Raw genomic sequence first — 26,312 nt, 5'->3', positions numbered from 1 at the left:
CAATGAAAAAGTCCATTTCATTAGTAATTGCATCGTTATTGACACTGGCGATAGCAGGTTGCGGAAATAACAGCACGAACAGTAGTCAGAATGGAAATGCAGCCGAAGCTTCGGCAACGGTAAATGGTTCGACAAAGGTAACTAAGATCATCGTAGGCACGGGTACTGCTTTTCCGAAGGTCTGCTTCATAGATGAGAACGGCAAGCTTACAGGCTTCGATGTGGAACTGCTCAAAGAAATCGATAAGCAGCTGCCTGAATATGAATTTGAGTTTCAAACCATGGATTTCAGCAATTTACTGCTGAGTCTGGAAACTAAAAAAATCGACCTGGTTGCCCATGTCATGGAGAAAAATCCGGAGCGGGAGTTGAAATATTCTTTTAACAAAGAAGCCTATGCCCACTGGAGAAACCGCATCGTAGTGGCGAAGGATAATGATTCGATCCAATCACTGGATGATCTTAAAGGAAAAAAGGTATTAGTCGGTGCGACAAGCGCACAAGCGCAAATTCTGGAGAACTACAATAAAGAGCACGACAATGCGATTAATATCGTGTATCAGAACGGTGCAGCGAATGATACCGTCGCACAGATTAGTACTGGGCGTGTGGACGCTACGCTGGCTGCAGATTTTGTCCTGCCGATCATTGATCCGCAGAGTCAGCTAAAAGCTACGGGCGACGAGCTGTCCTCCGCGGACATTCTCTATGTTTTCCGTAAGGATGATGCCGATTCACAAAAGCTGTCAGATGCGATTGACAGTGCGATTAAAGAGCTGAAGACGGACGGAACACTGGGTAAGCTGAGCACGGAATGGCTGGGTGCGGATGTTACAGCGGATTCGGTTAAATGATTGAGCCGGTGAGCACGGGAAGGGAGGGAATATATGGGCGCACAGTTTGATATCAGTTTTGTATTTTCGTTTTTGCCTAAGTTACTAGGGACTTTAAGCACCACGCTTCTGATTGTCGCCTGTTCTCTACTGACAGGAATTATTGTCGGCTTTCTCGTAGCTCTGCCAAGACTTTATAAAGTGCCTGTGTTAAAGACCCTCTCCGAAATCTATATTTCTTTTTTTCGGGGAACTCCGATTCTTATCCAGCTCTTCTTGTTTTATTATGGTCTGCCTGAAATCATGAAGCTGGTCCATGTGGATATGACCCGAACTCCAGTACTTGTCTTTGTTATTCTAACCTACGGTCTGCATACGGGAGCATACATGTCTGAAATGATTAGGGCTTCTGTGATGGCGGTGGATAAGGGGCAGGTGGAGGCTGCATATGCTGCGGGGATGACGGGGTTTCAAGCTTTTACACGAATCGTGCTGCCCCAAGCGCTAGGTATAGCAGTTCCTGTATTCTCTAATCTAGTAATTGCACTACTGAAAGATACATCATTAGCTTTTACCCTCGGGGTGATGGAAATGTCAGGTAAAGCTCAGACGCTTGGCAGCTTAACACAGCATTTTATTGAAACCTATATCGCGCTTGCGCTTATCTATCTGGTTATCAGCTTTACGATTGAGAAGCTGCTGCTTGTAGCAGAACACCATCTGCTACGGCATGAAAGACGAAATACGCCTGAGAAAAAATTGTTTAAAATCAACAAAAGCTGGTCCTACCGACGCATCATTGCAGAACTGGGACCGGGCAAAGGAGGCACCGGATTATGAAACTGGACCCCTCGTTTATATGGACTGCTCTGGTACAAATTCTGAGTGCAATTCCTACGACCTTATATATTACAGTTGTCTCTGTATTGATTGGTTTTGTGATTGGAGTGGCTGTAGCCTTGATCCGGCTATACAGAGTTCCACTTCTGCATCCGCTGGCCGTCGGTTATGTTACGTTCATCCGCGGGACACCGATGCTGACGCATCTGCTGCTTATATATTTTGGGCTTCCTGAGCTGATTGATGGTCTGGCGGTGCATTTCGGCTGGAGCTTTAGGTCGGTTTCGATTCCGATGATCGGTTTTGCTTATATTTCGTTCTCGATTACTGCTGGAGCTTATATGTCCGAGGTCGTCCGTTCCGGTCTGCTCGCTGTGGATCGTGGTCAGCTAGAAGCGGCCCACTCTATCGGTATGACTACGCCCCAAGCACTAAAGCGGATTGTTTTTCCTCAAGCGCTGGCGGCAAGTCTGCCTAATCTTTCGAATTCAGTAATCGGTATGCTGCACGGATCTACCCTTGCTTTTACGGTTTCGGTGGTGGATATCAATGCTAAGGCACAGATTGTGGCTTCAACGAACTGGAAGTTTTTCGAGGCATATCTGGCGGCAGCACTGATCTTCTGGGCACTAACATTTCTGATCGAACGCGTGACATCGGTCATTGAGAAAAGGATTAATCTGTACAATCGAGGTGGAGTAGCATGATCAAACTTGCGCAAATTTCGAAGTCATTCGGTCGGAATCAGGTGTTAAACAATATAGATTTAACGGTGACGAAGGGAGAGGTTGTCGTCATTCTCGGCCCCAGTGGCTCCGGCAAAACGACTCTCTTACGTTGCGTGAATTATCTGGAGAAGCCAAGCAGCGGAGAGATCGCCATTGGCGATTTCAAAGTGAACTGCAAACATGCCCGCAAAAAGGAGATTCATCAGCTTAGGCAAAAAACGGCAATGGTATTTCAGCAGTACAATTTGTTCCGTCATAAAACCGCGCTGGAGAACGTGATGGAAGGCCTGTTAATTGTCAAAAAGCTTCCGAGGGACGAAGCGAGAAAGCGGAGCATAGCACTGCTTGAAAAGGTTGGTCTTGCCAGCAAGCTGGATGCTTACCCGAGTCAGCTGTCCGGAGGTCAGCAGCAGCGTGTAGGGATTGCCCGAGCCTTGGCGCTTGAGCCAGAGGTTATATTGTTCGACGAACCAACATCGGCGCTGGACCCTGAGCTAGTGGGTGAGGTGCTGGCTGTTATCCGAAAAATTGCCAAGGAAGGCATCACAATGATTGTAGTCACCCATGAAATGGGGTTTGCTCGTGATGTGGCGAATCATGTGGTTTTTATGGACGGAGGCGTCATTGTTGAAGAAGGAACGCCGACAGAGCTGTTTAATCATCCGCGCGAAGAAAGAACGAAGCAGTTCCTGAAGCGAATCACACCTGAATTTAACTATTCCATATAGGAGGAAAAACAATGGCTATTACAATCAGCGTACTTGATCAAAGTCCGATCTATCCGGGAGAAACGCCAGAGGAAGCATTCCAGCATACCATTAAGCTGGCACAACTGTCTGAAGAGCTTGGATTTCATCGATTCTGGGTTTCCGAGCATCATGACTCTGAGCAGGTAGCCGGTTCTTCTCCAGAAGTACTCATCTCACATCTGCTGGCCAAAACAGAGCGCATCCGCATTGGCTCCGGTGGCATCATGCTCCAGCATTACAGTCCGTACAAGGTGGCGGAGAACTTCAATGTGCTGTCTACACTGGCTCCTGGCCGAGTGGATCTCGGAGTGGGACGCGCTCCCGGTGGACTCCCGCGCAGCACACAAGCGCTTCAGCAGGAAAGAACCGAATCCCCTAGCTTAACGGACAAAATCATCGAGTTGGAGAAATATGTGCATAACCGGCTCGAAGAAAACCACCCGCTGGCTGGTTTGAAGGCAGGTCCCCTTCCTGGTATTCCGCCTGAGCTGTATGTGCTTGGCGCGAGTGTAGGCAGTGCAGAGATTGCTGCTGAACTTGGATTACCTTATGTGTTCTCCCTATTTATTAATAGCGATAAGACAGTAGCGCTAGATGCTATTCGTGCTTACCGAAGCGGTTTTGTTTCTTCACAGGGCAGACAACCGCAAGCAATTATCGCTTTAGCACTAGTGGTGGCTGAGACCGAAGAGGAAGCGAAAGAACTGGCGGGCGCACATAAGTTGATTCGGATTCAGCTGGCAAGCGGGAAGAAGCTAACCGTTGGAACCCGGGAACAGGCGGAGGAGTTTGCCCGCCAGAGCAATGAAGCATACACGATTGAAGAGTTGGAACCAGAGATTACCAAAGGAACAAAGAACTCTGTACGTGAACAGCTGTTGGCACTTTCAGAGGCATCCGGTGTTGAGGAGTTCATCATAACTACGAATGTGCAGCCTTTTGACAAAAGGTACCGCTCCTTTGAGCTCCTGAGCGAAGCAATCGCTGAAGTGCCGGCAGAGGCATAAGCGGGCGGATCAGGATCACACAACAAATCGTTTAAAGGAGGGTGACTGTATATGACTAGTAAAGCTAAAGAGCTGAGTGCGGAAGCGCTTGGAGAAGAATTAATCGGGATACGCCGTCATCTGCATCGGCACCCGGAACTGTCGAACGAAGAATATGAGACAACAAAATATATTATTTCCCTGCTGGAGGGGGCAGGAGTCAGGGTCGTAGATTACGGTCTGTCTACCGGAGTGATCGCAGAAATTGGGGGCAAGCAGCCCGGTCCGGTCATCGCGCTGCGCGCAGATATCGATGCCTTGCCAATCCAGGAGGAAACTGGAGCAGCTTATGCTTCGTTGTATCCCGGCAAAATGCATGCCTGCGGACATGATTTCCATACGGCTGCCTTGATCGGTGCCGCCTATCAATTGAAGCAGCGAGAGGGTCAGTTACTAGGAACGGTACGCCTGTTGTTTCAACCGGCTGAAGAGAAGGCGCAAGGGGCACAGCGGATCATTGCTAGCGGGGCGCTAGAAGAAGTCCGGGCAGTAATCGGGCTGCATAACAAGCCGGAACTGCCAGTCGGAACGATCGGTATTACGGCGGGCCCTTTAATGGCAGCGGCTGACGGGTTTGTGATTGAAGTTCAGGGTGGCAGTTCTCATGCTGCCGTTCCAGAAGCTGGGATAGACCCGATTGTAGCTGTTTCGCATATCGTGACTGCATTTCAATCCATTGTAAGTCGCAATGTCAGTCCCCTACAAAGTGCGGTGGTCAGTGTGACGCAGATTCACAGCGGAAATTCATGGAATATCATCCCCGAAAAAGCCGTGCTTGAGGGTACAATCCGTACCTTTGATGAAACGGTGCGCAGCAAAGTACTTGACCGCTTTCGGGAAGTGGCGACTGGTGTGGCAGCTGCTCTTGGAGCAAAAGCCACTGTCCGCTGGATCGAAGGGCCGCCTCCGGTTATCAACGACGCCGCCTTAGCGGCGTTAGGGGTAGAGTCGGCTGAAGCTCTTGGCTACCGAGCAGTCAAACCAGAGCTTTCACTGGCCGGAGAGGATTTTGCCTTCTATCAGCGCGTGGTACCGGGATTGTTCGTCTTTATAGGTACTGAAGGAAGCCAAGAATGGCATCATCCAGCCTTCAATCTGGATGAACAGGCACTGCCTGCGGCAGCACGTTTCCTTGCGGATGCGGCTGTACGTTCCCTTGAGTACTACGATTCCGGTGGAGGTGCAGAATTATAGCTGAACATAAGAGTTACGATGTAATTATCGTAGGCGCAGGCTCGATGGGCATGAGCGCTGGTTACAATCTTGCGAGGCGCGGAGTGAAGACGCTACTAGTGGATGCATTCGATCCTCCACATACACAGGGCAGCCATCACGGGGAATCCCGGCTGATCCGGCATGCTTACAGCGGTGACCCCGCCTACACTGATTTAGCTTTACGGGCAGATACACTATGGAAAGAAGCGGAACTGTTGAGCGGAACAGAACTCCTTGTCCGCTCAGGTGTCTTGAATCTCGCGGATAGCGCAGTGTATTCCTTCAACGGTCGTCTCGAAGAAGCGAAGAAACGGAAGGTGCAGGTCCATCATCTGGATGCCGAAGAGATCCGGCGGCGCTGGCCGGCATTGAACATACCAGAATCATTCGCGGCAATGTATGAACCAGATGCCGGATATTTGTACAGCGAACGCTGTATTTCCGCCTACCGTCAGCTTGCCCTTGGACATGGTGCGGAACTGTTGACGAACACTCCAGTAGTGAATGTCACCGCTCGCGAAGGCAGCGTTACGGTTCATACGACACATGGCGATTATCACGGAGCGGCAGCTATTCTTAGTGCCGGAGCTTGGTTTGGCAAATTGGCACCTTTTGTACATTTGCCGATTAAAGCAATCCGCAAAGTTGTGGGCTGGTTTGAGAGCTCCCCTGCTTTTACTGCTGGTAATTTCCCTGGCTTTACGTTAGGAGCAGAGGAAGGTGGCTATTACGGATTTCCCAGCATAGATGGAGCTGGCCTAAAGATCGGCCGGCATGATACAGGGCTGGAATGGAAGCCGGGTACACAGCTTGCCCCGTTCGGAAGTGAAGCCAGCGATGAGGGTGACCTCCGCAAGGTACTGGAGTCTTACATGCCCGGTGCAGCTGGTCGATTGCTAAAAGGTTCTGCATGTAAATATGAGCATACGCCTGATGAAGATTTCATTATAGACTGCCATCCGCTCCATTCCAATGTGCTGATAGCGGGAGGGTTTTCGGGGCATGGTTTTAAATTTTCTAGTGTTGTGGGTGAAATACTGGCTGACATAGCGATCGGTGGAGTTACAACTCATAACATCCAGCCTTTTTCGTTATCTCGTTTCGCACCACAGGATCATTCGCGAACAAGTCATATATTGGAGGGGATTTAATGAGCAGAGTTCAAATCAGTGATTATCTAAGGACGTATCATCAATTAGTAAAGTCGACCGCCGGGTTAACGGAGGAACAACTGAAATGGAAGGCAGAACCCGCCAGTTGGAGTGTGACTGAGGTACTGACTCATCTGGCTGATCACAGCATCGTAGTTTCGTTCCGCATTCGTGATATTCTCGCTGCTACGACTGCACAGCTTCCAGTCTTCAATCAGGATGCTTGGGTCAGCGGTCAGTACGCCAACAGCGGCAATGCTTCCGACAATCTGGAGCTGTTCCGCAGCCTGCTTTACTATAACAGCCTTTTGTTTGAACGGCTTAGCGAAGAAGATTGGGAGAAAAGCGGAATTAATTTCAAAGGGGAGACCGTGAAAATTTCCGATATCGTGCACGGCTTCACTGGACATGTGGAGAGACATCTTGGTCAGATCGAGCGAATCAAACAGGGCGCAGCTAATGCATCGTTTGTGCAATGATTGCTTCCGAAGTCAGTTTTGCATGAAGTGAAATCAAGGAAGCTTATGCTCACAAAACTTTTAGGAGGAATGAACATGACCAAACCAAGACAACTGAAGCTGGGTGCACTGCTGCATGGGGTAGGGGGCAGCACGTCGATGTGGCGCCATCCAGATGCCAAACCAGATGCCAGTGTAAACTTTGAATTATACAAAGAGTGGGTACAGAAGGCAGAAGAAGGCAAGTTGGATCTGATCTTCATCGCAGACGGTCTGTACATTAATGAAAAGTCCATTCCTCATTTCCTTAACCGGTTTGAGCCGCTGACTATTCTTAGCGCACTCGCAGCCGTCAGCACTAACATCGGTTTAGTTGGTACCTTGTCTACCTCGTACAGTGAACCATTTACCGTAGCGCGTCAATTCGGCTCACTGGATGTAATCAGCGGCGGCCGGGCCGGCTGGAATGTGGTGACTTCACCTCTGGAAGGTTCTGCGTCAAATTACAGCAAAAAAGAGCATCCTGACCATGGCAAGCGCTACCGCATTGCCACCGAATATTTGCAGGTGACACGCGGACTATGGGATTCTTGGGAGGATGATGCGTTTGTACGAGACAAGGAATCAGGTGTATTCTTTGATCCGCAAAAAATGCATACCCTGGACCATCAAGGAGAGTTCTTCTCTGTGAAGGGGCCGCTGAATATTGCTCGTTCGAAACAGGGGCAGCCAGTTGTATTTCAGGCAGGATCCTCGGAAGTCGGTAAGAATTACGCCTCCAAGGAAGCAGATGCTATCTTCACTGGACACGAAACGCTAGAAGATGCCCAAGCATTCTATAACGATGTTAAGACACGGGTAGCTTCGTTTGACCGGAATCCGGATGAAGTGCTGATCTTCCCTGGAATTGCTCCAATCATCGGTGACACGCCTGAGGAGGCAGAGCGCAAGTACCAGGAGGTTGCTGGCCTTGTAACGATTGAGAATGCACTGAACTACTTAGGCAGATTCTTCGAGCATCATGATTTCTCGCAATATCCACTGGATGAGCCGTTCCCTGAGCTTGGTGAGTTGGGGCGCAATAGCTTTCAGAGCGGCACGGATAAAATCAAAAAGGATGCGAAGGAGAAAGGCTTGACGCTTCGACAGGTTGCCTTACAATCGGCTACCCCACGCAGCAGCTTCATTGGCACACCGGAGCAAGTAGCTGATCAGATTCAATCTTGGTTTGAGAGTGGTGGGGCAGATGGATTTATGATCGCGGCTGCCGTCCCTAACGGACTAGAGGAATTCATCGATCGGGTGGTGCCGATTCTGCAGGAGCGGGGTTTGTTCCGCACTGAATACGAAAGTGACACGCTGCGTGGAAACCTCGGCATACCGTTGCCGGAGAACCGTTATTCCAAAGCTTCTCAACCAGCAGGGCAAATTTGACGGTTGATCCAGTATTCGCAATCCACCAAAACTCGAATATTGCGGAGATGATGCATTACGTCGGCCAGCTGCAGGATGAAATGATTGAATACCGTCGTGATTTGCATGCCCATCCGGAGCTACTGTATGATGTCGTCCGCACTTCTAATAAAGTAGCAGAATTGTTAGAGGAGTGGGGGATCACAGTACGGAGAAATGTCGGCAAACATTTCGGAATGGGAGTGGTCGGCCTCCTGCAAGGCTTAGCAGACAATGGCAATAGTGGGCCTACTCTTCTTCTAAGGGCTGATATGGATGCCCTGCCGATACAAGAGTGCAATGAGTTACCTTACAAGTCAGTCAATGACGGCATCATGCACGCCTGTGGCCATGATGCCCATACCGCTATGCTGTTGGGGGCTGCCCGAACCTTGGCAGCCTTCCGGGAACGATTGATGGGTACGATCATTTTCGTCTTCCAGCCAGCTGAGGAAGGCGCGGTCAAGAGTCCGCTTGATGGAAGATTACTCTCAGGCGGCCGCGATCTCATTGAGGATAACGTGCTGGAAGGTGTCGACTATGCCTACGCGCTACATGTCATGCCAGAGCTTCTGGTAGGAACGCTTGGTATTCACCCTCATGATGCCATGGCAGCGTCAAGCCATTTTAAGGTGGAATTTCAGGGAACATCCGGTCATCATAGTGCTCCGCACAGAGCTGTAGATGCGATCCAGATGGCGGCACGATATATAGGAGAGATTAACGGAATGATGGCTAATCGAATCGATCCGCAGGAGGCGGCGGTGTTGGCCTTCGGAACGTTGCAGGCTGGTACTGCTGTTAATGTGATCGCTGAACACAGTGAACTGACAGGAACATTCAGAGCGTTTACCAAGACGACGGTAGCTGCAATTACAAATGGTTTACAGCGCCATGCTGCAGCTATAGCTGAGTCTTACGGAGGGAAATACAAGCTGGAGCTGCGTGAAGGAATTGCAGTAGTGAACAACGCGGAAGCGGTTCAGCAGGTGCTTCACGCAGCCCGTGCAGTTCTAGGAGAGGACCAGGTAATACTGCTGGAGCAGCCAAGTCTGGCTGGTGAGGATTTTGGTTGGTATCTTGATAAAGTTCCTGGTGCCTTCGCCTTTATTGGTTGCGGTAATAAGGAGAAGGGAATAGTCCATGCTATCCATCAGCCACAGTTTAATATCGATGAAGCGATGCTAGGTCATGGTGCGAGGATACTGGTTAGACTCGCAATACAGCATAATGGATCGGCCAGCGGCAAACAAAAGTAAAAGGTACCCCAATGGGATACCTTTTACTTTTGTTTAGGCTTGTCAACTCACCAGAAATACGTTCCGAATGTGTAACCGTTTTTCCCAAAGAATGTTATCTCCCCGCTTGTCACGCCCTCAGGAATGTCAAAAAACATGCCTTGTTTACCCGAGATATCATAGGTGTGAGTTACTCTCTTATCATGAACTTTGTAACTTACCTCGAAATGACTGAATTGCTTCTTAAGACCTTGATCGAACATACCGACACTAACGAGTTGTCCGCTCCTCTTCACTTGGACGTCGTCTCCATCATCCCCCATGCCTAAATCCATACTCCAGTCCAAACTCCCGTTTTTTAAACGATCGACGTATTTCAACGTAAGCGATTCTACGCCATCTTCCTCTTCGATATGTAAGAGTACAGCTGTATATTTATCAATAATCCGAGAATCCAGAACTGGGAGTCCGCTCAAAATAGCAAATTCAGTTAACTCCTGCTCTGTTATTGCCTCTCCTGAGGGGTCATCCAGCTCGATAGGCTTCATTCCTAGCCAATCATCCCACTCCTCAGGAGATTCGAGTTCAGCACGAAAGTCATCATCTGTGGTAATGATCGCTGTTCTAGTTGCTACATCCCAATCAACAGAGATTCCGATTCGTTCGGCAATAGCGCGCAATGGAACCATAATATCACTGCCGGAGAGATAAGGTGTAGGACTCTTCCAATCGATCCAGACATCAGAATCCTCTATCTCTTCGTTGTAATCGCTAAACATATAATCACTTTTATCCGGATAAATAGAAAGTGCTCCATTAAAATGTGAAATAAACACATGTGGATAAGAGTTATCTATAAACTTCGTAATATCGGCTTGAATGTCGGGATGCTCAAAAATGTGGGTTGGAACGAAGGTTTTTCCCTCTATTAACGTAGGCAACTCATCTTGAAAGGAAAAGTTTATGCCATTAATTGTGACGGAGGGTTGGATTACAGAACGTTTGATAGAATCGGATAACTTCGGTACAACCGAAGCCGATGCAAAGATCGGAGTCGAATTGGAAGCCGATAAGAAAAGAATAAGTAATACGTTCATGAAGCGGCGGTTGTGCATGAATACAATTCTCCTTTTTTTGTTTATCACTTTAATAATCAAATCAATATCCTAAATATACCATGTGGAGATTAGTATAGGGGATTCTTAGCACAAGGCTTAAATCGAGTAGTTTTTTCTTAACAGGATCATTAGTTTGACATTATGCAAGCACTTCACTATACTTATTATAGTGACTTACTTAATTATATTTAATCGACAAATCATAAATGAATTCTTACTTCTTAAAGAAAAGAGGATAATCATGGAACAATATCGGATCAATGCAGACAACGGCTTAGAGTTTGGACTTTATACATTAGGTGATCATCTAGCGAACCCTGAAACTGGGAGCCGAATATCTGCCAAACAACGCATACGTGAAATTATTGACTTGGCTCAATTAGCGGAGCAAGCAGGAATTGATTTTTTTAGTGTAGGAGAGAGTCATCAAGAGTATTTTGCTACTCAGGCGCATACCGTTGTGCTGTCAGCTATTGCACAGGCTACTAAGAAAATGAAAATAGGTAGCTCATCTACGATTATAAGCACCTCTGATCCGGTTAGGGTGTACGAAGATTTCGCTACAATTGATTTGATCTCAAATGGTCGAGCTGAAATAATAGCTGGCCGTGCCTCTAGAGTGGGGTTATATGAACTATTGGGCTATGATCTTAATGATTATGAGGAATTATTTGAAGAAAAATTCGACTTGTTATTAAAGATAAATGAAACCAAAGTTATGAATTGGAAGGGAGAATTTCGTAACCCTCTCAAAAATGCAAGAATCCTCCCCCGTCCTGAAGAGGGAAACTTACCGATATGGAGAGCTGTAGGGGGGACTTCTGCCAGTGCGATCAAAGCAGGAATTGCAGGTGTTCCTATGTTTTTGGCCCATTTAGGGGGTCCCGCAGTCTTGTTTAAAAGATCCATTGATGCTTATCGTGAAGCTGCAAGTCAGAACGGATTCGATCCGTCGAAGCTGCCTGTAGCGACTGCTGGATTCTTTTACGCGGATGAAACGACACAGAAGGCACAAAGAGCCTATTATCCATATATAAACGAAGGAATGAAATTAACCAATGGACGTGGTTTTCCTAAACAGGCGTTTGCTCAAGGAGCCGATCCCCGCGATGTTATGAATATTGGTAGCCCACAGGAAATCATTGAAAAAATTCTATATCAACATGAACTTTTCGGCCATCAACGATATATCGCACAAATGGATTTTGGTGGCGTACCTTTTGGAAATTTAATGAAAAACATAGATTTAATTGGTTCTGAAATTCTACCAGCTATTAAAAAATATACGGCAAAAAAATAAACTCCAGGAGGTCAGAATTATGAAAATCGTAGCATTATCAGGGTCAAAGATAGGATCGAAAACCAGAATCGCTATGAATTACACAATAAATTCGTTTCATGAAAAATACAAAGATGCAGAAGTTACGCTTCTAGATCTGGCGGAGTATGATGTTCAATTCAGCGATGGTCGCAATTATCTGGAATACGAAGGGGACACCAAGTACGTAATTCAAACGATCATGGAAGCAGATGTTATCGTAATCGGAACGCCTATATTTCAAGCTTCCATCCCAGCAACACTAAAGAATATATTCGATTTAGCACCCGAAAAAGCATTTCAACACAAGGTTGTAAGTATGCTCGTCACGGCAGGTTCTGCACGTCACTATCTGGTAGCTGAGCAGCAATTGAAACCGATATTGGCCTATATGAAAGCACAAATTGTTCAAACGTATGTATTTATAGAAGAGAAGGATTTTTATCGAAAAGAAATAGTAAATGATGATGTGCTATTCCGTATAGACCGCTTAGTGGAAGATACCTATGTACTTTCTGAGACCTATGCCAAAATTCGAGAGGCTGAAGAAGCTAAATATGGTTTCTAAGAAAGATCGAAATAGGCTAACATTTCGCAAACTAGTTACTATTTTCCAAGTCACCCTTCATCCTTTAGGATGAGGGGTTATTTGTACAATTTCGTTCCAATAAGGCTCCCAGCTGTTCTGCTAATACTTGATAGGTTACTGGTCTTTCGTTCGTAAACCACCATTCAACTACACCTACATACGAAGAAGCTACAAATTGTACGACTAGATCCTTATTTAATCCTTCGTTTTTACCCTTTGTGATATCCACTTCGTCTTTGAACTCTTCTATAAGAAATTCCAGAAAACGACTCCGGAAGAAAGGGGCTCCTTTACTAGCCAACATCATAGAGAAAAAGGCATAGTTACTCTCAAAGTATTCCGTCCAAATCACGGACCCCGTTACAAAATCCAAATCAGAGGCTGCTTCACATCTTTCACGAAGTTCATTGATATGCTTCTCGATAAGCTTATCAAGAAGATCATATTTATCCATATAGTGAAGGTAAATAGTACCACGGCTTACGTTTGCTTTATCTGAGAGTTCCTGAATGGTTATATCATCAAAATTTTTCACAGTCATTAGTTCAATGACTGCTGTCTTCACGGCTTCCTGTGTTTTTAAGATTCTTCGATCGACTTTAGACAATTTGCTCACCGAACTTTCTTTATTCATCAACAAAAGAGTAAGAATTCATTATATAACATACTATAACGGGCTCATCAATGGGACATCTGTTTATAAATTTATATAAAAGAATCGCGAATACGCAGTAGGAAATAAACAATTTCGATGGTTTTGTTTATTAATGTACAAATCGCATCAAATTAACAATTGGCACCAAATTTAATCCGATTATAATAATAGACATGTGATCATTATTGTAATTATGCGTATTAAATATTGGTTACAACTACTCATGTGCTAAGTATTCCAGCAGCAAAATCGGAATAAGAAGTTTAGGAGGAGATGATTATGAACAATCGCACATGGCTTATCACCGGTGTGAGCAGTGGTTTTGGTTATGAGATGACGAAACAGCTTCTTCAGAAGGGCAATAAGGTTATCGGTACTGTTCGTAACAAAAGCAAGGTCGCTGACCTCATTGAGAAGTATCCCGAAACCTTCAGTTGCGAGATTCTAGATGTGACCGATTTTCCAGCCATTCGAAATCTTGTCGATAGATCTTTTGAAAAGTTTGGACGTATCGACGTTATCATAAGCAATGCTGGTTATGGCCTTTTTGGGGCTGCAGAAGAACTCTCTGACGACGAGGTTAATCATATCATTGCCACGAATTTAACGGGGTCCATCCAGCTTCTTCGTTCAGCTATCCCGCATTTGCGCACTCAGGGTGGTGGACGCATTATTCAGATCTCCTCCTATGGCGGGCAGGTCGCCTTCCCAGGAAATTCGATGTACCATGCGACCAAGTTTGGGATAGAGGGCTTTTGTGAGTCCGTTGCTCAGGAGGTTGAAGCTTTCAACATCGGTATTACATTGGTGGAGCCGGGAGGAGCCCGTACCGAGTTCCGTTATGGGAGCGCACAGGTAGCGAAACTCATGACAGAATACGAAGGCAACCCAGCACATAACTTTTTGAACATGCTGGACGCTTCTAAGAGTTTAGCTCCTGGAGATCCTGTGCGGATGGCTGCCCGAATCATAGAAAGTGTTGAATTAGAACCGGCACCGATACGAATGATACTTGGATCTCATGCACTGGCAAGCACGATTTCGACCCTCAAAGCTCGTGTTGCCGACTATGAGAAGCAGACTGAACTGGCAGCTTCTACTGATTTTCCAGCGGGAGAGTAAGAGGATCGCAGTGCACTAATAATCATTAACTATAGGAAGAAAGTAGGAATCAACGATGAAAAATGAACAACTTAGTAGCAGCACTATTTTTCCTTTAGGGGAAAAGGTTAAAGCAAACTTTACGGGTGACGCTTATTTGCAAATGGTGTTTACAGATCCGAAGCCGCTTAATACCGCAATTGGTAATGTAACCTTTGCTCCAGGCGCACGCAATAACTGGCATGCTCATAAGGTTGGACAAGTTCTGTTAGTCACTGGTGGAAATGGCTGGTATCAGGAAGAAGGAGAACCTGCTCAATTGCTCGAAATAGGTGATGTGGTCAACATTCCAGCTAATGTGAGACATTGGCATGGCGCGACAAAGGATAGTTGGTTCGTTCATTTGGCTATGACTCCAGGCGAAACAGAATGGTTTGAAGCTGTCGAGGATGAATGGTTTGAAGCACTGTAAGAACTAAAACTCTTTTAAACATAGAAATGGAGGCTTGCTTTATGGAATATATCAAATTTGGAAATACGGGAATGGACGTCTCTCGGATTTGCCTTGGTTGTATGAGCTTTGGAAAAGTGCTGCCTGGAGGGCACCAATGGGTGCTCGATGAGGAGAACAGTCGTCCTATCATTAAAAGAGCGCTTGAGCTTGGCATCAATTTTTTTGATACAGCTAATATTTACGCAAGTGGTTCCAGTGAAGAGATTATCGGACGTGCGCTTAAGGACTATGCGAATCGGGATGAAATTGTACTTGCCACGAAGGTCTGGGGCCAGATGCGTCCAGGTCCTAATGGTGGTGGGCTTTCTCGAAAAGCTATTATGAGCGAAATAGATAACAGTTTGAAGAGACTTGGGACCGATTATGTGGATCTCTATATCATTCACCGCTGGGATTATAACACACCCATTGAAGAAACCATGGAGGCCTTGTATGATGTAGTGAAGTCTGGAAAGGCTAGATATATCGGTGCGTCTGCTATGTATGCTTGGCAATTCCAAAAAGCATTACATGTGGCCGAGAAAAATAGCTGGACTCGCTTTGTATCCATGCAAAATCACCTTAATCTCATCTACCGAGAAGAGGAAAGGGAAATGATGCCGCTTTGTCAGGATCAAAAAATTGCAGTAACTCCTTATAGTCCTCTGGCATCAGGAAGATTGATTCGCGATTGGTCGGAAACAACACGCAGATCCGAAACCGATCTCATTCAAAAATCAAAGTATGATTCAACCGCTGATGTAGATCGATTAATTGTTGAGCGAGTAGCATCGTTAGCAGAGAAACGAGGCGTACCACGTACTCATATCGCACTTGCATGGCTGTTGCAAAAAGCTTCTGTAGCTGCTCCAATTGTGGGCGCGACGAAAATTGCTCAGCTCGAAGATTCAGTAGATGCTCTAGCGGTGAAATTATCACCTGAAGAAATTTCATTCCTTGAAGAGTTGTATGTTCCACATCCAATAGTTGGAGCTCAGTAATGAAGACTGGTTAAGCTTGTCACTTAAACGTAGACCTTTTCGCCGTCTTTGTGCATTCGAATATTAAAATAAAGCCGATGATCTAAACCAAAAGATCATCGGTTTTTTGTTTGCTTAATAAGATAACGGACCATGTATCTCTTAACGTAATTCACTTGGAGTCCGTTGTTTAATCTGTTTAAATACTCTGTTAAAGGTACGGATATTAGTGAAACCGCATTCCAGTGCGATATCTAAAATGGATTTGTCTGTGGTCAGCAGCAGCTGTTCTGCTTGGTTGACTCGGATGTTGCTAAGGTATGCAATATAGCTCATACCCGAAAGACTCTTGAAGAAGCGGGAGAAATAAAAGAGGCTCATATTGGCTTGCCTTGCGGCGTCAGCAAGTGTGATGGGATGCATGTAGTTGACGTCGAGGTATTCAAGAACCCCTTGCATAATCTTCATGTTAGTGATGCGCCTTTTATCTTTCTGTGGATTAATCTTATCCAAGGGAACATGCCGTAAAATGAGTCCGCTCCACTCGTGCAAAAGGCCAATGATTACCTGTTCATGATATTCCAGCTTCTGATTATATTCGTCCATAAGTTCCTGCAGGATCTGAGAAAGACGGTTGTTGATACGCACTTCTTCTTCTCGTATAGCTCGTTTCTCCATAAATGGGGAAGTCAGCCTCACATTCAAAGGCCATCCACCAGGAAAGCCGATTAATGAAGGATTGAATATTACCATCATTATCTTGGAGCTGCTGTCTTTACTGTCATAGTAGTGGATGTCTCCGCTGCTGCATATAGCCATATCTCCCGCTTTCAAGATCCTCGTTTCGGAGTTAATTCCCATCCGAATTGAACCTTCAAATACATAGACTATCTCAAGATCGTTATGCCAGTGGGCTAGAAAATCAATATCATTAGACATTATTACAGTGAAGGGGAAAGTCGAATGGTAAGTTCTATTTTCGTGAAAGGCTTTCATGAGATCTCCTGTTCATGTGGTTTGAATTTTAGGTTCACCTCTAAAACTTAGCAAAAAATGACCATTCCTACAAGTGAAATGGCGAGCACACCTCTCTGATCTGGATTACAATTTCATCAGATGGACGAAAGGTTGATTACATATATAAAGGAAAAGGAGATTGCAGGATGACGAAGAAAGCATTGATTGTAAAAGGTGGATGGGATGGGCATGAACCAAATGAAGTAGCCGCAATTTTTGCTGGTATTCTAGAGGCTGAAGGCTTTGAAGTTGAAGTGTCTGATACGCTGGATAGCTTCAACAGTGTAGATAAGCTTACGGATTTAAGCCTTATTGTACCAGTATGGACCATGGGAGAAATCAGTAATGATCAGGTATCCTCAGTTCTGAAGGCAGTAGCTTCTGGAGTAGGAATTGCCGGTTGTCATGGAGGGATGTGCGACTCTTTCCGTAACAATACAGAGTGGCAATTTTTGACCGGGTCACAATGGGTAGCACATCCATTTAACGATGGGGTAGAGTACGAAGTTAATATCGTACATTCTGGCTCCAGTCCCATTGTGGAGGGTATCCAAGACTTCAAGGTGAAATCGGAACAATATTATTTACATGTAGATCCTGCAGTGGATGTCTTGGCAACAACTACGTTTGTAATGAGTGAGGGTGAGCATTCAGCAAATGGTGTCATCACGATGCCCGTTGTATATACGAAGAAATGGGGAAAAGGGAAGGTTTTCTATAATTCACTTGGCCATCATGCAGACGTTTTCGATATACCGGAAGCCAAGGAACTGATGCGAAAAGGCTTTTTGTGGGCGGCTAACTAAAACTGAGATAAGGTGGGAATGATCTTGCGCAAAGTGAAGGTAGGTATAGTCGGCTGCGGAAACATCAGCAGCATTTATTTTGAAAATTTGAACGGGACTTTCGTTAATACTGAGGTTTATGCTTGTTCCGACTTGGATAAAGGTCGTGCAGAGCATGCGGCGGAGAAATATGGCGTTCCTCATGTATGGACGACAGAACAATTACTTGCTTCGGAAGAGATTGAAATAATCGTTAATCTAACAACGCCTAATTTTCATTTTGACGTGTGCAAGCAAGCCTTGCTAGCTGGCAAGCATGTGTATGTGGAGAAGCCCTTATCCCTTTCCCTTGAAAATGGCACTGAGCTAGTTCGTCTGGCGAAGGAAAAGAACCTGTTCCTTGGCTGCGCACCAGATACTTTCCTTGGAGGCGGTCTGCAAACCTGCAGTAAGCTGATTGCGGATGGTTATATCGGGGAGCCGGTGGCAGCAACTGCCTTTATGCTTTGTCATGGACATGAAAGCTGGCATCCTGATCCGGAATTTTATTATAAAGCCGGTGGAGGACCCATGTTTGACATGGGACCCTACTATCTAACTGCGTTAGTATCTTTGCTAGGCCCAGCTAAAACAGTATGCGGCATCACTAAAACCTCCTTTGCTCATAGAACGATCACGAGCGACAAAAAGTTTGGCAAAGTCATTGATGTAGAGGTGCCCACACATGTTGCTGGAACGATTGAGTTTGACAGTGGCGCTGTGGCAACCATGATTACCAGCTTTGATGTTTGGCACAGTACTTTACCGAGGATCGAAATCTACGGATCGCAAGGAACCTTGATCGTACCGGACCCTAACAACTTTGGAGGGCCGATCCTTTTACGCCCGGCACACAGCTCGGAATTCCAAGAGATCCCACTTATCTACAATTATGCAGATAATAGTAGAGGCATAGGAGTAGCAGATATGGCACACTGCATCGACACGGGGGAGACTCCTCGTGCAAACGGAGAACTCGCCAATCACGTACTTGAGATCATGCATGCATTCCATACAAGTTCCGACTCTAAGCAATATGCTCAACTGGTAACCAGCTGCGAGCAGCCCAAGCCATTGCCGCTGGGCTTAGTCAAAGGGTATTTAGAGTAGTAATTTCCCAGAACAAATACTAAATGTATGCTGCAGATAATCAGCTTTCAAAAAGGGTAGAAGACAGATCTTTAAGTCTTCTACCCTTTTTGGTTTGATGAATCGCAGCATACACCAAATCTTCACCATACACTTACCAGACAGGTCTTGATCTCATAGTAGATTTATCTTCATTTGCTTTATATACAAGTGTTGTTAAATCATCTTTGAGCATCTGCAGTCGTTCAGCACCTATGATTTCAATCCAACGTTGCTCAATCTCAGTTAGTATTTCTTCTTTTGCTTTCACTGCTAACCAACCTCGCTCAGTCAAAACAATGATTTTTCCTCTCTTGTCAGTGGGATGATTTTCGCGAATTACATAACCACTTTTCTCAAGATAATCTACCATTTTACTTACGGCTTGCTTCGTAATTCCTAAATATTCGGCTAATTCTATACCTGTTGCTCCGTTTGGAGCAATACACTTAAACATAAAACCATGTACAGGTCTAATATCTGCAAATCCTAATTCACGCAATCTATCATGTAGTTCATTAATTGATGTACTAAAGGATAATGATAAAAGTGTTGTCAGATCCAATTCACTAAAGACTTCCTGAGTCATACATAAAACCTCCTTAAATAAAGTCAACTTAAGTCAACTTAGTTGACTTTGTACGAAATACATTGTACTATGCGAAAAGTAGTCAATCAAGTTGACTATATTTTCTGTTGTGAAAGAAACAGGAATCACTGAAACAGAATTAATAAATTATGGAGGGTTCTCATGACTAATATTGTTAAAGTTAGAGCAAGTGTATTTATTCCAACACCGTGGACTGATCCTAGGAAGGATGAAGAAACAGGAAACGTAATCCATTTTGAAGGTGACTCACGTGAATTCACCCCCTATGCTGTCAACGCTATGCGCTCCAGAGTGGAACAAGAAGTAGTTGTAGATTTTTACAAAAAAGATATTTTCACATATGCAAATACTGGTATTACAACAGAAAGAGTCACTACTCCAGATGGTTCTGTTAATAAAAAAACAGGAAAAGCTACTACAGAAGGTATTTTGTGCACTGATATTGTGTGGGGCTCTGAAGACGTTAGGTTTCAAATGAGTGCAAGTGCTAGCAATCCATTAAATGCATTTGCACCTCCAGTTGACTATCTTTTAATAGTTCATATTCAAAAGGATGGTACTGTCAATATGCAAGGAGCACATGATGGATTTCCTTGTTTTGAATTTTATAAACAAGTGAACTTTGGAACGTTCGAACAAATTTATACACATGATTACAGAGTAACTGGTGATACACCAGAAGCTATGGCTGGAGAAATGGAGTATAGCTTCAAAAAAATATTATAAACAACATAAGAGTGCACATCAGGAGGAACAAGGAATGACAACCGTTTTATTTGTAAAAGCAAACAATCGACCAGCAGATCAGTCGGTAAGTGTTAGATTATTTGAGGCTTTTTTAGCGAGCTATAAAGAATCACATCCAAATGACACTGTAGTAGAACTGGATTTATACAATGAGGAATTGCCTTACGTAGGTGCAGATATGATTAACGGAACATTTAAGTCTAGTAGAGGATTAGATTTAACAGTAGAAGAAGCAAAAGCAGTAGCTGTTGCTGATAAGTATTTAGATCCATTCCTTGCAGCGGATAAAGTCGTATTTGGGTTCCCTTTATGGAATTTAACCATCCCAGCTGTACTACACACATATATTGATTACTTAAACCGTGCAGGCAAAACATATAAATATACGCCAGAAGGTCCAGTAGGGCTTATTGGAAATAAAAAAATAGTGTTATTAAACGCAAGTGGTGGTGTGTATTCTGAGGGACCAAAAGTTGATTTAGAGATGGCTGTTAAATATGTAACAAGTATGATGAACTTCTTTGGTGTGGAAAATATAGAGACTATTATCATTGAAGGGCACAGCCAATTCCCTGATAAGGCAGAAGAGATTATTGTCGCAGGGCTTGAAAAAGCTGTTAAAGTATCAAGGACGTTCTAAATAACCAAGCGTGTATCAGTCTATATAGGGCAGTACCAACACTTTTATAGCGGTGGTGCTGCTTTTTTATTCGCCTATTTCACTATTTTTGGAGATTACATAAAGTCGATAGAAAGAAGGATTACATTACAATGGAACGTTTATGGACAAAAAACTATATCATGCTGACCCTTACAGCTTTATTACTATTTAGTGGATTTTATTTACTAATGCCAACATTGCCTATGTTTATCAAACAACTAGGTGGAAGTGAATCTCAAGTTGGATCAATAATTGGAGTGTTTACAATATCGGCAGTAATTTTTCGTCCTATTATTGGAGGATTAATGGATCGGTTTGGTCGACGTGCATTTATAATAAGCGGATTACTATTTTTTGCTATAACCATGTATTTTTATGATTGGGTGACAGGCATTATATTTTTAGTAATATTACGTATCCTTCATGGAGTCAGCTGGGCAGTTGCTACAACTTCGATAGGAACGGCTGTGACTGATGTTATTCCACAATCTCGTCGTGGAGAAGGAATGGGATGGTATGGACTAGCAATGACATTAGGTATGGCGTTAGGACCAATCATTGGTCTTTGGGTAACAAAATCTTATTCATTTCATTACCTATTTCTTCTATGTACAGCATTAGCTTTGATTGCATTCATACTTGGATTTGGTGCAAAAATTCCAACAGTACAAAACACATCAAAAAAAACAATATCATTTTATGAAAAAACAGTTTTACCTATCGCTATCGTTACATTTTTCTTATCATTTACTTTTGGTGGTATTACAACTTTTTTACCACTGTTTGCGGCAAATATTGAAGTTAACACGGGTACTTTTTTCTTAGTGTATGCAGTCACACTTACAGTAATTAGACCACTTACAGGGAAGATATCCGATAAGTATGGGGAAGGGGTCATTATTGTACCTGCTCTTTTCATATTGATAGTCGCACTATTCGTCTTAACAATGACTAAAGGAATTGTTGGAGTGGTTATTACAGCTATTTTGTACGGAATTGGATTCGGATCAGCTCAACCAGCGCTTCAAGTAGCGATGATTCGATTAGCTCCACCAGCGAAAAGAGGTGTAGCGAACGCTACATTCTTTACTGCTTTTGATTTAGGAATTGGTTTGGGAGCTATACTACTTGGATTTGTTTCACAGCTTATGGGATATCAGATGGTATTTATTACTTGTGCTATATCTGGGTTTATTAGTCTGGTGCTTTTTATATTGATTGTAAAAAAGACACTAAAAACAACCTGAACCTTCGTTATCAATAAGACAGTAAACTTGATTTCATGGGTTTATATGATAGGATTTTGGATGAGGCAAGGCTCTATTAAGATTAAGAATAGGAGGTTGGGTATGCAAGAAAATACATTGATAGCCTCGGATTTCAGGTTTTCAATTAATCTCCCTGAAGACGCTATCGCTTCCTGGCATCAAGAACTTGAGGTAATGTACATCTTGCAGGGAACTGGGGTACTACAGTTGGATGACAATCAGTTTACCTATGAAGTTCAGCAGGATGACATTATTGTATTGAATAGCTACCAACTGCACGCTTTAAATATGAAAGGTTCGGGCAAGGCGCTATCGCTGTTTATCTCGCCGGCATTTTTGGCAGCTTTTTGTCCTGAGATTGAAAGTATAATTATAGAGTGTAAGTCTTTTCTATACCCTAAGGACGAACAAGTTCGCTTTAATGTAATCCGAAGTGAGTTCGCCAGTGTATTCCAGGCCTATTACAAAAACGAATCTCGTTTACCTATACTAATGCGTAGTCGTGTAGGTGTACTGCTGAACAGTCTAGTGCATACTTTTCTTGAGCAGAACAAACAGAAGGATCCCTCCAAATCCTCAAGTAAGGAAAGATTGCGCAAAGCAACCGACTATCTCCACCGACATTATCGTGAAAATATTACTCTGAGTGGACTAGCCTCTATTATCTATTTAAGTAGCTCCTACCTGTCACATTTATTTCAGAAACAGCTTGGCCTTACTTTTACTGCCTACCTTACAAATGTCAGACTGAGTCAGGCAGTGGCACTTCTTCGTAGTGAAAGAACGATCACGGACATCGCCTCAGAAGTTGGGTTTCCAAGTACCAACGCTTTGATCGACGCCTTCAAACGGCGCTTTGGTGTTACACCAGGGCAATACCGTCTAGTAAATGAGCATGATGCGACAGATCCACAGGAGAACAGAATGGTCACAGCGGGATTTTCGACCGATTTCACTTCACTAATGCGGCATTTGCATCACAACGAGCACTCCATTGTCCAACCTCAGGTCAATGAGGGATATGATCTTCATGTGGACACTGGCCGTAAGATTCGGACGCTGAGTCATAACTGGCGGACGTTGATTAATGCAGGTTACGCCAAGGATCTGTTGAATGGCGCGGTACAGGCGCAAATACGAAAGCTGCAAAAGGAGATTGGCTTTCGCTATATGCGCTGCAAAGGTCTGTTAGACGATGACATGATGCTGTATGTCAGGAAAATGTCTGGTAGCGCAGATTATAACTTTGTTTATGTAGATGAGGTACTGGACTTCATGCTTTCAGTGGAGTTAAAGCCTTATGTTGAATTTAGTTATATGCCTTCTGCATTAGCGAGGGAAGCCGTGTTTCCATTTAAGAGGCCAAGCATCCTTTCTATGCCTGAGCATCTTGACAAATGGCTCGACCTTGTGACTACCCTTGTTAGGCATTTCATTGATCGGTATGGGATTGAGTCCGTGCGGGAATGGAGGTTTGCTCCTTTCGTGAGTCCAGAGTTCTCAGGATATGGTGTGTTTACCATGGAAGAATACTGGGTGCTTTACCGTGAAACCAGCCACGCCATCCGTGCTATCGATCCGCAGCTACATATTGTTGGTCCAGGAAGCAACATTGATTCTAGTAATTTTATCAGCGAATTCCTAGTGTCTTGCAGTAAGGGGAATTGTTTGCCCGACTCTCTGGCTCTACGTGCTTATCACAGCATCTTACCGGGTCAGGAAGACACTGGTCTTCAGCTCATGGCAGAGGATGAAGCTTTTCCACTTGCGGTAAGCGGCGATGAACAGTTTATGAAACACGCGTTACATAAGGTCAAAAAGCTGTTGCGTCAACGTGGTTTCGCTAATCTGCCTGTGATTCTTGAAGAGTGGAGTAATAACATATGGCAGCGTGATTTGTGTAATGATACCTCCTACAAATCTGCTTTTCTTTTCAAAAATATTCTGGAGAATTACGACCACTTTGAGGCTATGGGATACTGGTCGCTCAGTGACCATATGGAGGAAATTGTTCCTTCGTCGGATCTTTTTCATGGCGGGTTTGGTTTATTCACTCGCGGAGGTTTGCCCAAAAGCTGTTATCGGGCGCTGCAATTGTTGCGTTATGCAGGAAGCGGTCTGATAGCTGAAGGTGATGGGTATTTTATAACTTCCTCGAAAGGTGAAATACAGATATTTCTATATAATTATTGTCATTATGATACTCTATATCGCTACCGTCATACCACTCACTTGACTCAAACCGAACGTTACAACGTGTTCAATATACGCAATACCCGTCAGTATCACATTCGTCTAGACGGCTTAACGCCGGGTGTTTATACAGAGCGAAGGTATTCAGTAGGTCCGGCTGGGGGAAGCGCCTTTGATGAATGGTTGAATATGGGGGCACCTAAGGACATGCGTCCAGAAGAATGGTCTTATCTTGAAGGTCGGTCCCTGCCGTTATTTCAAATACGTTCGCTGCAAGTGACAGCAAATTTTGTGGTAAATGCTGTTGTACAACCACATGAGGTACAAGTGATTAGATTAACACGTTAAATAGAGAATAGTATAACAAGGATGACTTTAGTGTTGTCCTTTTTTGTTTTTTATATTGTATTTTTGCTCTCGACATCATTTTTGAAATCGCTTTCAATAATAATGATAAAAGAAGGATATAACAAAAGAAATAATGCGATATTTTTTCTGCAAACCCAAACCTATAATTGAGTTATGGCAACCAATACAAATCGCCGCAAATCATTTTACCATACAACATTTGAAAAGGAGTAATCATCATGGAACGTAAATATTCGCAACAGCTTCTTACATCGATGCTAGAAAGGCAACATGTAATTAATGAAAATGGACTTGATATCCTGATTAAGCCTATTCCTGAAACCGATGAGCCTGGTGTGCTGGATCCTCGCTTTTATCAAAGTATGGAGTCAATCTTAAAAGGCTTCAAGGGAATGCTGGTTAAGATGATGTTGAAAGGCGGCCGAAAGAAAAATATCCAAAAAAGTGCAGCTCAAATGCGCAAGATGATGAATGGCGTGAACAGCATTCCGATTACTGAAGGTGTTGATGTGAGGCATGCTACCGTTCAAAACGGTGATGTTGCTGTCCCGGTGCGAATTTATACTTCGCAGAAGAAGAGTGGAGAGTTGCAGCCAGTGTTCTATTACATCCACGGAGGCGGTTTCGTAGCAGGAGGACCCGAAGTAGTAGAGGAGATGTGCAAGCTTGTGGTTGCAAATACGGGCTGTGTATCGATTCAGGTTGATTACCGCTTAGCTCCGGAGAACCCATACCCCGCTGGGCTCGACGACTGTTATACCGTGTTGAAATGGATATATGCTCACGCCGAAGAATTTAATGGTGATCCGAATCGCATCTGTATTTCCGGTGATTCTGCAGGTGGGAATCTAGCCACGGTATGCGCAATGAAAGATCGGGATGAAGGAACGCAGATGGTAAAGGCACAGGCACTACTATATCCAAGCGTGGACGCAGCAGGTATGCAGGAACATATGCAGCGCAGAGATGTTTATGAAATATCCCCTTCTCAGGAAAAAGAAATTAGATCTATATTGGATCTGTTGAGCGGTGGTTTAGGAACTGTCGGCTTAGGTGAATATCTGGGCGTGCCCGATGATACAATCCCTTATGTGAGCCCGCTGCGAGGAGATCTGAAAGGGATGCCGCCTGTCATTATTTTGTTTGGCGAATATGACTTTCTGCGGATTGAGGATGATGCATATGCCTTAAAGCTGAAGGAGTCGGGCGTCCAAGTGAAAACGGTACGGTACAAAGGACTTTCTCACGGCTTTGCCGATCAGGTGGGGGTCACACCGCAAGCGGAAGATAGTTTGATTGAAATTGGGAATTTCATGCTGGAGAATGTGTAATAAATAATATTTAAAAGCCGCTCATTGCGGCTTTTTTTATTGTTCTGAAATCACTATTAAATCTTGTCATCAGGCACATTCATGTTCCGGCTATATTGTAAGATTAGACCTGTCGTCATTCAAATGAGTGTTAACCACTCTACTGAATTATCTGGCTTAATATGCTAAGCTTTATATAGTAGAGCATTATACTGCTAGTG

At 44.3% G+C, this 26,312-nt stretch carries 26 protein-coding genes; 22 read left to right on the top strand and 4 right to left on the bottom strand.

Going from position 1 to position 26,312, the window contains the following annotated elements; translation table 11 throughout:
- The first annotated feature begins 2 nt into the window (after nucleotides 1-2).
- From ACFWMP_RS16630 to ACFWMP_RS16585, 10 genes are all read left to right on the top strand, one after another.
- Nucleotides 3-854 carry a transporter substrate-binding domain-containing protein gene (locus tag ACFWMP_RS16630; RefSeq protein ID WP_076286781.1) on the top strand — a complete coding sequence of 284 codons (852 nt, stop codon included), beginning with the start codon at nucleotides 3-5 and terminating at the stop codon, nucleotides 852-854.
- Nucleotides 855-887: 33 nt separating this feature from the next.
- Nucleotides 888-1,673 (top strand): amino acid ABC transporter permease, encoded by a 786-nt coding sequence (locus tag ACFWMP_RS16625; protein WP_042188294.1) that lies wholly within the window; start codon nucleotides 888-890, stop codon nucleotides 1,671-1,673.
- Entirely contained in the window at nucleotides 1,670-2,380 is a 711-nt protein-coding gene (locus ACFWMP_RS16620) for an amino acid ABC transporter permease (RefSeq protein ID WP_379424273.1), read from the top strand. Before ACFWMP_RS16625 ends, ACFWMP_RS16620 begins: the two co-directional genes overlap by 4 nt.
- On the top strand, nucleotides 2,377-3,129 hold the full coding sequence (locus ACFWMP_RS16615) for an amino acid ABC transporter ATP-binding protein (protein ID WP_379424272.1): 753 nt from the start codon (nucleotides 2,377-2,379) through the stop codon (nucleotides 3,127-3,129). The genes ACFWMP_RS16620 and ACFWMP_RS16615 overlap by 4 nt, the downstream gene beginning before the upstream one ends.
- Nucleotides 3,130-3,140: 11 nt before the next feature.
- The gene (locus ACFWMP_RS16610) at nucleotides 3,141-4,157 is read left to right on the top strand and encodes an LLM class flavin-dependent oxidoreductase (RefSeq protein ID WP_339248314.1); all 1,017 of its coding nucleotides are present in this window, start codon (nucleotides 3,141-3,143) and stop codon (nucleotides 4,155-4,157) included.
- Nucleotides 4,158-4,208: 51 nt separating this feature from the next.
- Nucleotides 4,209-5,390 (top strand): amidohydrolase, encoded by a 1,182-nt coding sequence (locus ACFWMP_RS16605; protein ID WP_379424271.1) that lies wholly within the window; start codon nucleotides 4,209-4,211, stop codon nucleotides 5,388-5,390.
- Nucleotides 5,387-6,562: an N-methyl-L-tryptophan oxidase gene (gene solA / locus ACFWMP_RS16600; RefSeq protein ID WP_339248579.1), complete on the top strand. Its 1,176-nt coding sequence runs from the start codon at nucleotides 5,387-5,389 to the stop codon at nucleotides 6,560-6,562. The genes ACFWMP_RS16605 and solA overlap by 4 nt, the downstream gene beginning before the upstream one ends.
- On the top strand, nucleotides 6,562-7,041 hold the full coding sequence (locus ACFWMP_RS16595) for a DinB family protein (RefSeq protein ID WP_042188306.1): 480 nt from the start codon (nucleotides 6,562-6,564) through the stop codon (nucleotides 7,039-7,041). Before solA ends, ACFWMP_RS16595 begins: the two co-directional genes overlap by 1 nt.
- A 75-nt stretch (nucleotides 7,042-7,116) precedes the next feature.
- A complete protein-coding gene (locus ACFWMP_RS16590; RefSeq protein WP_042188307.1) occupies nucleotides 7,117-8,454 on the top strand; it encodes an LLM class flavin-dependent oxidoreductase in 1,338 nt (445 codons plus the stop codon).
- Nucleotides 8,451-9,731: a M20 metallopeptidase family protein gene (locus tag ACFWMP_RS16585; protein ID WP_339248321.1), complete on the top strand. Its 1,281-nt coding sequence runs from the start codon at nucleotides 8,451-8,453 to the stop codon at nucleotides 9,729-9,731. Before ACFWMP_RS16590 ends, ACFWMP_RS16585 begins: the two co-directional genes overlap by 4 nt.
- A gap of 47 nt (nucleotides 9,732-9,778) precedes the next feature.
- On the opposite strand, the gene ACFWMP_RS16580 is transcribed toward ACFWMP_RS16585, so the two are convergent.
- On the bottom strand, nucleotides 9,779-10,825 hold the full coding sequence (locus ACFWMP_RS16580; protein WP_379424270.1) for a stalk domain-containing protein: 1,047 nt from the start codon (nucleotides 10,823-10,825) through the stop codon (nucleotides 9,779-9,781).
- Nucleotides 10,826-11,069: 244 nt separating this feature from the next.
- On the opposite strand from ACFWMP_RS16580, the gene ACFWMP_RS16575 reads away from it, so the two are divergent.
- Both ACFWMP_RS16575 and ACFWMP_RS16570 read left to right on the top strand, forming a co-directional pair.
- On the top strand, nucleotides 11,070-12,128 hold the full coding sequence (locus tag ACFWMP_RS16575) for an LLM class flavin-dependent oxidoreductase (RefSeq protein ID WP_379424269.1): 1,059 nt from the start codon (nucleotides 11,070-11,072) through the stop codon (nucleotides 12,126-12,128).
- Between the two features lie 19 nt (nucleotides 12,129-12,147).
- The gene (locus ACFWMP_RS16570; RefSeq protein ID WP_042188313.1) at nucleotides 12,148-12,714 is read left to right on the top strand and encodes an NADPH-dependent FMN reductase; all 567 of its coding nucleotides are present in this window, start codon (nucleotides 12,148-12,150) and stop codon (nucleotides 12,712-12,714) included.
- 64 nt (nucleotides 12,715-12,778) lie between these two features.
- Here the strand turns inward: ACFWMP_RS16570 and ACFWMP_RS16565 are convergent, their stop codons facing one another.
- Nucleotides 12,779-13,342 (bottom strand): TetR/AcrR family transcriptional regulator, encoded by a 564-nt coding sequence (locus ACFWMP_RS16565; protein ID WP_379424317.1) that lies wholly within the window; start codon nucleotides 13,340-13,342, stop codon nucleotides 12,779-12,781.
- A 327-nt stretch (nucleotides 13,343-13,669) separates the two neighbouring features.
- Here ACFWMP_RS16565 and ACFWMP_RS16560 point away from each other — a divergent pair, with 327 nt between their 5' ends.
- The 3 genes from ACFWMP_RS16560 to ACFWMP_RS16550 are packed head-to-tail and all read left to right on the top strand — an operon-like array spanning nucleotide 13,670 to nucleotide 15,985.
- Entirely contained in the window at nucleotides 13,670-14,512 is an 843-nt protein-coding gene (locus ACFWMP_RS16560; protein WP_339248328.1) for an SDR family oxidoreductase, read from the top strand.
- 55 nt (nucleotides 14,513-14,567) lie between these two features.
- Complete coding sequence (locus ACFWMP_RS16555) at nucleotides 14,568-14,963, top strand: cupin domain-containing protein (protein WP_379424268.1); 396 nt, start codon at nucleotides 14,568-14,570, stop codon at nucleotides 14,961-14,963.
- A gap of 41 nt (nucleotides 14,964-15,004) precedes the next feature.
- Nucleotides 15,005-15,985 (top strand): aldo/keto reductase, encoded by a 981-nt coding sequence (locus ACFWMP_RS16550; RefSeq protein ID WP_379424267.1) that lies wholly within the window; start codon nucleotides 15,005-15,007, stop codon nucleotides 15,983-15,985.
- A gap of 141 nt (nucleotides 15,986-16,126) precedes the next feature.
- On the opposite strand, the gene ACFWMP_RS16545 is transcribed toward ACFWMP_RS16550, so the two are convergent.
- Nucleotides 16,127-16,903 carry an AraC family transcriptional regulator gene (locus tag ACFWMP_RS16545; protein ID WP_339302308.1) on the bottom strand — a complete coding sequence of 259 codons (777 nt, stop codon included), beginning with the start codon at nucleotides 16,901-16,903 and terminating at the stop codon, nucleotides 16,127-16,129.
- Between the two features lie 224 nt (nucleotides 16,904-17,127).
- Between ACFWMP_RS16545 and ACFWMP_RS16540 the strand changes: the two genes are divergently transcribed.
- Together ACFWMP_RS16540 and ACFWMP_RS16535 are read left to right on the top strand one after the other, a co-directional pair.
- A complete protein-coding gene (locus ACFWMP_RS16540) occupies nucleotides 17,128-17,787 on the top strand; it encodes a ThuA domain-containing protein (protein WP_379424266.1) in 660 nt (219 codons plus the stop codon).
- A 24-nt stretch (nucleotides 17,788-17,811) separates the two neighbouring features.
- Nucleotides 17,812-18,915 (top strand): Gfo/Idh/MocA family protein, encoded by a 1,104-nt coding sequence (locus ACFWMP_RS16535; protein ID WP_379424265.1) that lies wholly within the window; start codon nucleotides 17,812-17,814, stop codon nucleotides 18,913-18,915.
- A gap of 133 nt (nucleotides 18,916-19,048) precedes the next feature.
- Here the strand turns inward: ACFWMP_RS16535 and ACFWMP_RS16530 are convergent, their stop codons facing one another.
- Entirely contained in the window at nucleotides 19,049-19,522 is a 474-nt protein-coding gene (locus ACFWMP_RS16530) for a MarR family winged helix-turn-helix transcriptional regulator (RefSeq protein ID WP_339248339.1), read from the bottom strand.
- A 162-nt stretch (nucleotides 19,523-19,684) separates the two neighbouring features.
- On the opposite strand from ACFWMP_RS16530, the gene ACFWMP_RS16525 reads away from it, so the two are divergent.
- From ACFWMP_RS16525 to ACFWMP_RS16505, 5 genes are all read left to right on the top strand, one after another.
- Nucleotides 19,685-20,269, top strand: a complete 585-nt coding sequence (locus ACFWMP_RS16525; RefSeq protein ID WP_042188329.1) for a DUF3238 domain-containing protein — start codon at nucleotides 19,685-19,687, stop codon at nucleotides 20,267-20,269.
- Between the two features lie 34 nt (nucleotides 20,270-20,303).
- Entirely contained in the window at nucleotides 20,304-20,930 is a 627-nt protein-coding gene (locus ACFWMP_RS16520) for an FMN-dependent NADH-azoreductase (RefSeq protein WP_379424264.1), read from the top strand.
- Between the two features lie 131 nt (nucleotides 20,931-21,061).
- Nucleotides 21,062-22,198, top strand: coding sequence for an MFS transporter (locus ACFWMP_RS16515; protein ID WP_379424263.1), 1,137 nt, complete (start codon nucleotides 21,062-21,064; stop codon nucleotides 22,196-22,198).
- 102 nt (nucleotides 22,199-22,300) lie between these two features.
- Nucleotides 22,301-24,760, top strand: coding sequence for a GH39 family glycosyl hydrolase (locus ACFWMP_RS16510; RefSeq protein WP_379424262.1), 2,460 nt, complete (start codon nucleotides 22,301-22,303; stop codon nucleotides 24,758-24,760).
- Nucleotides 24,761-24,999: 239 nt separating this feature from the next.
- Complete coding sequence (locus ACFWMP_RS16505) at nucleotides 25,000-26,112, top strand: alpha/beta hydrolase (protein ID WP_379424261.1); 1,113 nt, start codon at nucleotides 25,000-25,002, stop codon at nucleotides 26,110-26,112.
- Nucleotides 26,113-26,312 lie beyond the last annotated feature (200 nt).

The sequence above is a fragment of the Paenibacillus sp. NPDC058367 genome (assembly GCF_042723305.1).
GTDB lineage: Bacteria > Bacillota > Bacilli > Paenibacillales > Paenibacillaceae > Paenibacillus_AQ.
The sequence above is the reverse complement of the archived record's forward strand: the minus strand, read 5'-3'. Positions and strand labels throughout refer to the sequence as shown.